Genomic DNA, 4,986 nt, shown 5'->3' with positions numbered 1-4,986 from the left:
CCATGTGAGAGTAGGTCATTTCCAGGCGCCTAATATACGAAAAATCCCCAGCACTGCGTGTTGGGGATTTTTTCGTTTATCTACCTGTCTAAATTGCTGTTGCAATAATGGCATTTTCACCGTTATACCATTCCGCGAAAAGATGTGATCTAATTGCAATATCCGTTACTCACCTTTTTTAGCAATGAAACAACACACCAGTTTCGAATTAATCAGGCTATCCAAGCAAACAGCAGATGCTCGGATGCGTTTACGATTATACCATTCCGCATAATTAAGTGATCATTGTTGCCCACTGTCGATGGCATAATTTTTTCCCACGCTCTTTATCTTCAATGAATGCACTCCATGCCTCACTACAGGCATCGACTATTGACTCGTAACCCTCAAAGCAACGATTAGCTAACTTATGCTGCCTCAACCAACTCCAAACTTGCTCAATTGGGTTTAATTCCGGAGTATAATACTAATCAGTACAACAATGTGCTCATGCTTACTGGTTAACATTGCTTATAGTCTGGCGAGAATTGTTGAAGCTAGAACAACTAGCTCGATGCAATTCCAACTTTATTCTAAGCGATGTTCCCCATGCAATCTTTAATCATTTACTTATTCTGATTGGTATTAAAAACGGTTTTAGTTAAAGTTTAACAACATCGGTTTGTTAGCCAGCTTAATCGGTCTTGTTATGCATTATTGATTTTCTGTTTTAAATCGTACGATTCTTCTGTCACGACGCGTTCTAACACTTCGATTCGTTGACGCAGAGCATGTATTTCATCGTGTATCGATTTATTTTTATTTGCTTGTTCATTCATGGCAACCATTTGGCGTTCTTTTAACTTCATAATACTGACGATGAAACTACCAATTATTGCGATGATAGGGATAAGTAAAGCCATTGTTGCAGGGTTCATAGGATGTCCTTTTTGTTAAGTCCGTTGCTAATTTATTGCTTGTTTTATTGTGCCAAACTCACATTGAATTACCAGTGACAAAAGTCATAATGTATTTTGTCTGTTTTATGTACAATCATAGTTGGTGATTCCAAACATTTATTTTTTTAATATACTTTATAAACAATAGTTTAATTTTTTATTTATGTGTAGCTGTGAATTATTGGTCATTGACACTTGATAATGTTTAGATAGTCCATATATCTATTTTGTAGCAGGAATGATCAACAAAATGCCCTAATGGGATTTTGTATACCTGCTTAAACAGTGCCGTAAGGGCTGTTAACTAGATTGCCACTTTTATGAACAAGTGGTCATTATTTTCCATATTGCTTTAGACAAGGATATGAACATGCGAAACTTTAATCTTACTCCAGATTTAGCTCCTCTTTACCGTAGCGCAATTGGTTTTGATCGTTTAGCCCAACTTGCCGAACATGCTGCAGCTAACAATGCTAACAGTGGTTACCCTCCCTATAATATTGAACTGCTTGGTGAAAATCGTTATCGCATCACCATGGCGGTAGCTGGCTTTGCAATGTCTGAGTTAGACATTATGAGTGAAGGCGAAAAACTGTTAGTGAAAGGCAATAAGACAGCAAAAAATGATGAGCGTAAATATTTGCATCAAGGCATTGCCGAACGCGGTTTTGAGCGCACTTTTCAACTTGCCGATTATGTACGCGTTGTAGGTGCAGAATTAGAACACGGTTTATTAAATATTGATTTAGTACGTGAAATTCCTGAGGCCATGAAACCTCGAAAAATTGAAATTGTCAGCACAAATACACTGGGTTAATCCAGTGTAGCCCTTTACTGGGCAGGTAAAGTGGTAGTTAAAGCTTACCGCTATCACTTTATCGTTTATTACCCCCAATTGATTATCCCCGTTTTTTAGCTTATTGCTTGCGCCTAGTGTCTATTTAATACTAGGCTTTTTTGTTTAACAGTACCGGTCCCGGGCCTTGGGATTGTAATTTGTCATTTGGATTGTATAGCGGGCAATGTGTCATGGACAAACAACCACAACCTATGCAGCTTTCAAGCGAATCTTTTAACTGTTGTAATTGATTAATTCGCTGAGACAACGTGTCTTTCCACATCAGAGATAAGCTAGTCCAATCTTGCTGTGTGGCCGTTCTGCCATTAGGCAGAGAGGCAAATGCATTGGCAATTTCCTCTAGTGATATGCCGAGTTGTTGTGCAGCTTTTATCAAAGAAATTCTTCTTATTACATCTCGCGAGTAACGCCGTTGATTACCATTATTTCGCCAACTCTTAATCAAGCCTTTTTGTTCATAAAAGTGAATCGCAGAGATGTTTATGCCACAACGCTTGGCGACTTGACCAACACTTAGTTTCATATCTACTGACATTAAGCTTCCGAATTTTTTTATCATTTTGGCAAAAATAATACTTTACCTCAAGTTAACTTGAGGTATTAATCTGTGTCACATCAACAATTAGGTAGGAGATAGATTATGCGCTTAGAACATTTAAATTTAGTTGTTAACGATCTAGATGAATCATTATTTTTTTATCAGGCGGCATTTCCTCACTGGCGAGTACGTGGGGGCGGGGAGTCTACTTGGCATGGTACGCCACGGAAATGGCTTCACTTTGGTGATGATTACCATTATTTATCGCTAAATGATTCTGGTACCGGAAAAGCGCGTGACCTTAAAGGCAATACGATTGGTTTAGCACATTTTGCTTATGTGGTGGATAACGTCGATGCATTAGTGAAAAGACTTGCAAACATAGGGTTTGAGGTGGCGATTGTGGGCGCGGTAAACGAGGCCTATAAAAGTCGTTATTTTATTGACCCTAACGGCTTTGAAATTGAGTTTGTTGAGTATTTAACGGGTATTCCCAGTGAGCGAAACCAATACGATTAATGGTTCAACTATTGGGATTATAACTTTGATTAATAAGCCCAATAGTGATTTTTTATTCAACGATTTTATCTGAGGTATTCAGATAAGTCGCTGTTGGCGGCAATTTCCACTTCTTGTTGCTTACCATGAAATAAATAGGCAGTTTGATCGCCAATTAAGGTTAATTTATCTCCTTGGCGCCATAACGCGCTGCCTTCTTGGATACCAATAACAGGTGTTAACGGGTCGACAATGGTGAACTCTAGTAAGCGTTGAGCGCGAGTTTCACCATTGTGGCCTGGCATTTGGTAATTGGTGTAATGTGGGTTTAACTGAAAAGGCAAAATATTCAGTGCTGTAAATGAGGGGGGCTCAATGATTGGCATATCATTTGTGGTACGGATACTGGTACCAGTAATGTTTGAACCTGCACTCCACCCCACATAAGGCGTACTATTTTGCACTTTTTCGCGGATTAAATGCACTAAATCGTAGCGATATAGTTCGTTTAACAGTTGGAAAGTATTGCCACCGCCAACCAAAATACCTGCGGCCTCTTGGATGGCTTGTTTAGGATCTGCAAACTGATGAATACTGTTAATGGTGATGGAAAGCGGCGCTAATGCCTTTTGCACTTTGGTTAAATACTCATCATAGCTTAGGCTAACACCAGCGTAGGGAATAAATAGCCATTGTTGCCCTGGTTGAGTCAATGGACGGATAAGTTCAATCGTGTGAGATAAATAGTCTGAGTCACCCACTCTTGAAGCGCTTAACATTAATGCGTTAATGGTCATAAACATGCCTTATTGTTATTTTATTTTTGACAGTTTATCAAAGATTAACCATTGCATACACAGAGTTTACTGTCGTTTGATGTTTTTCAGTTTCAATTAATAATCTCTACCTAGACTCTGCTCGCTAGATATTTGGTGTGGTTTTATTTGGCTAAAAAGAGTCATAAATCTTTTTTAATATAACTAAGCTTGAATTCTAAAATTATGGACATATTATGTCTGTAGTAACAATCGAAAATCGGCATTTTGCCATACAGGAGCTTAAATGAAGCGTATATTTTTGTTGATCGCAACCAACTTAGCCATCTTACTGGTTGCCTCAATCGTAATGTCTATTCTTGGGGTAAATACCCAAACGATGGGTGGACTGTTAGTATTTGCTGCCATTTTTGGTTTTGGTGGCTCATTTATCAGTTTAGCCATTTCAAAATGGATGGCGAAGAAAACCATGGGTTGTGAAGTCATTACCCATCCACGTGATAATACCGAGCGTTGGTTAGTCGAGACCGTTGCACGTCAAGCTAAGCAAGCTGGTATCAATATGCCTGAAGTGGCCATTTATCAGTCGCCAGAAATGAACGCGTTTGCTACAGGGCCAAGTAAAAATAATGCCCTTGTTGCCGTCAGTAGTGGATTGTTGTACGGCATGACGCAAGACGAAATTGAAGGTGTATTAGCACACGAAGTGAGTCACGTTGCCAATGGTGATATGGTGACCTTAACCTTAATTCAAGGTGTGGTGAATACCTTCGTTATTTTTGCCGCACGTGTAGTTGCTGGGATCATTGATAACGTTGTTTCAAGTAACGACGAAGAAGGTGAAGGGCTAGGTATGTTTGCTTACATGGCCGTTGTGTTTGTGCTAGATATGTTGTTTGGTATTTTGGCATCTATCATTGTGGCTTACTTCTCACGTATTCGTGAATATAAAGCCGATGAAGGCGCGGCGCGTTTAGCCGGTAAGGCTAAAATGATTGCTGCCCTTGAGCGATTACGCCAGGGTCCAGAATCTGGTGCTATGCCAGCTCAAATGTCTGCTTTTGGTATTAATGGTAAGCGTTCTATGGCTGAACTCATGATGAGCCATCCACCATTAGAGAAACGCATTGCTGCGTTAAAAAACAGCTAGATTTAGCATCTTAAATCAACTTCAGTAAGGAGCCATCGGCTCCTTATTTTTTTCCCATAAGCAATATGGCACAGCGTTATGCTATTGCGCATCCATAAGTGCTGACTTCACGAGAGTGTATAATACCATTTCCATTAATTATGTGACCAATCAGAGCCACTCAGACTTTTCAGTTTGAGGCGCATTGTTGAAAGAATGGTTATTCCCTTTTAAGGCGATGCAACAAA

General features: G+C 39.5%; 6 protein-coding genes and 1 pseudogene. 3 read left to right on the top strand and 4 right to left on the bottom strand.

Translation table 11 applies throughout. From position 1 onward, the window contains the following. Nucleotides 1-274: 274 nt before the first annotated feature. Together L2703_RS18820 and L2703_RS18815 are read right to left on the bottom strand one after the other, a co-directional pair. A pseudogene (locus L2703_RS18820) lies at nucleotides 275-463 on the bottom strand (IS630 family transposase); the annotation flags it as partial. Between the two features lie 223 nt (nucleotides 464-686). Then, nucleotides 687-917: a hypothetical protein gene (locus tag L2703_RS18815; protein ID WP_248972557.1), complete on the bottom strand. Its 231-nt coding sequence runs from the start codon at nucleotides 915-917 to the stop codon at nucleotides 687-689. Nucleotides 918-1,308: 391 nt separating this feature from the next. Here L2703_RS18815 and L2703_RS18810 point away from each other — a divergent pair, with 391 nt between their 5' ends. Then, complete coding sequence (locus L2703_RS18810) at nucleotides 1,309-1,755, top strand: Hsp20 family protein (RefSeq protein WP_248972556.1); 447 nt, start codon at nucleotides 1,309-1,311, stop codon at nucleotides 1,753-1,755. A 130-nt stretch (nucleotides 1,756-1,885) separates the two neighbouring features. Here the strand turns inward: L2703_RS18810 and soxR are convergent, their stop codons facing one another. Then, nucleotides 1,886-2,332, bottom strand: coding sequence for a redox-sensitive transcriptional activator SoxR (soxR, locus tag L2703_RS18805; RefSeq protein ID WP_283107970.1), 447 nt, complete (start codon nucleotides 2,330-2,332; stop codon nucleotides 1,886-1,888). 105 nt (nucleotides 2,333-2,437) lie between these two features. Here soxR and L2703_RS18800 point away from each other — a divergent pair, with 105 nt between their 5' ends. Further along, nucleotides 2,438-2,854, top strand: a complete 417-nt coding sequence (locus tag L2703_RS18800) for a VOC family protein (RefSeq protein WP_248972554.1) — start codon at nucleotides 2,438-2,440, stop codon at nucleotides 2,852-2,854. A gap of 65 nt (nucleotides 2,855-2,919) precedes the next feature. On the opposite strand, the gene pepE is transcribed toward L2703_RS18800, so the two are convergent. Further along, the gene (pepE, locus tag L2703_RS18795) at nucleotides 2,920-3,630 is read right to left on the bottom strand and encodes a dipeptidase PepE (RefSeq protein WP_248972553.1); all 711 of its coding nucleotides are present in this window, start codon (nucleotides 3,628-3,630) and stop codon (nucleotides 2,920-2,922) included. Nucleotides 3,631-3,895: 265 nt separating this feature from the next. Here pepE and htpX point away from each other — a divergent pair, with 265 nt between their 5' ends. Continuing rightward, nucleotides 3,896-4,759, top strand: coding sequence for a protease HtpX (gene htpX / locus L2703_RS18790; protein WP_248972552.1), 864 nt, complete (start codon nucleotides 3,896-3,898; stop codon nucleotides 4,757-4,759). The last annotated feature ends 227 nt before the right edge of the window (nucleotides 4,760-4,986 follow it).

Source organism: Shewanella basaltis (assembly GCF_023283885.1).
GTDB classification, from domain to species: domain Bacteria; phylum Pseudomonadota; class Gammaproteobacteria; order Enterobacterales; family Shewanellaceae; genus Shewanella; species Shewanella basaltis.
This window is presented reverse-complemented; position numbering and strand designations above follow the sequence as displayed.

Coding starts and splice junctions, on each gene's coding strand:
- L2703_RS18815 (WP_248972557.1), bottom strand. CDS start 917: ATGAACCCTGCAACAATGGCTTTACTTATCCCTATCATCGCAATAATT.
- L2703_RS18810 (WP_248972556.1), top strand. CDS start 1,309: ATGCGAAACTTTAATCTTACTCCAGATTTAGCTCCTCTTTACCGTAGC.
- soxR (WP_283107970.1), bottom strand. CDS start 2,332: ATGTCAGTAGATATGAAACTAAGTGTTGGTCAAGTCGCCAAGCGTTGT.
- L2703_RS18800 (WP_248972554.1), top strand. CDS start 2,438: ATGCGCTTAGAACATTTAAATTTAGTTGTTAACGATCTAGATGAATCA.
- pepE (WP_248972553.1), bottom strand. CDS start 3,630: ATGACCATTAACGCATTAATGTTAAGCGCTTCAAGAGTGGGTGACTCA.
- htpX (WP_248972552.1), top strand. CDS start 3,896: ATGAAGCGTATATTTTTGTTGATCGCAACCAACTTAGCCATCTTACTG.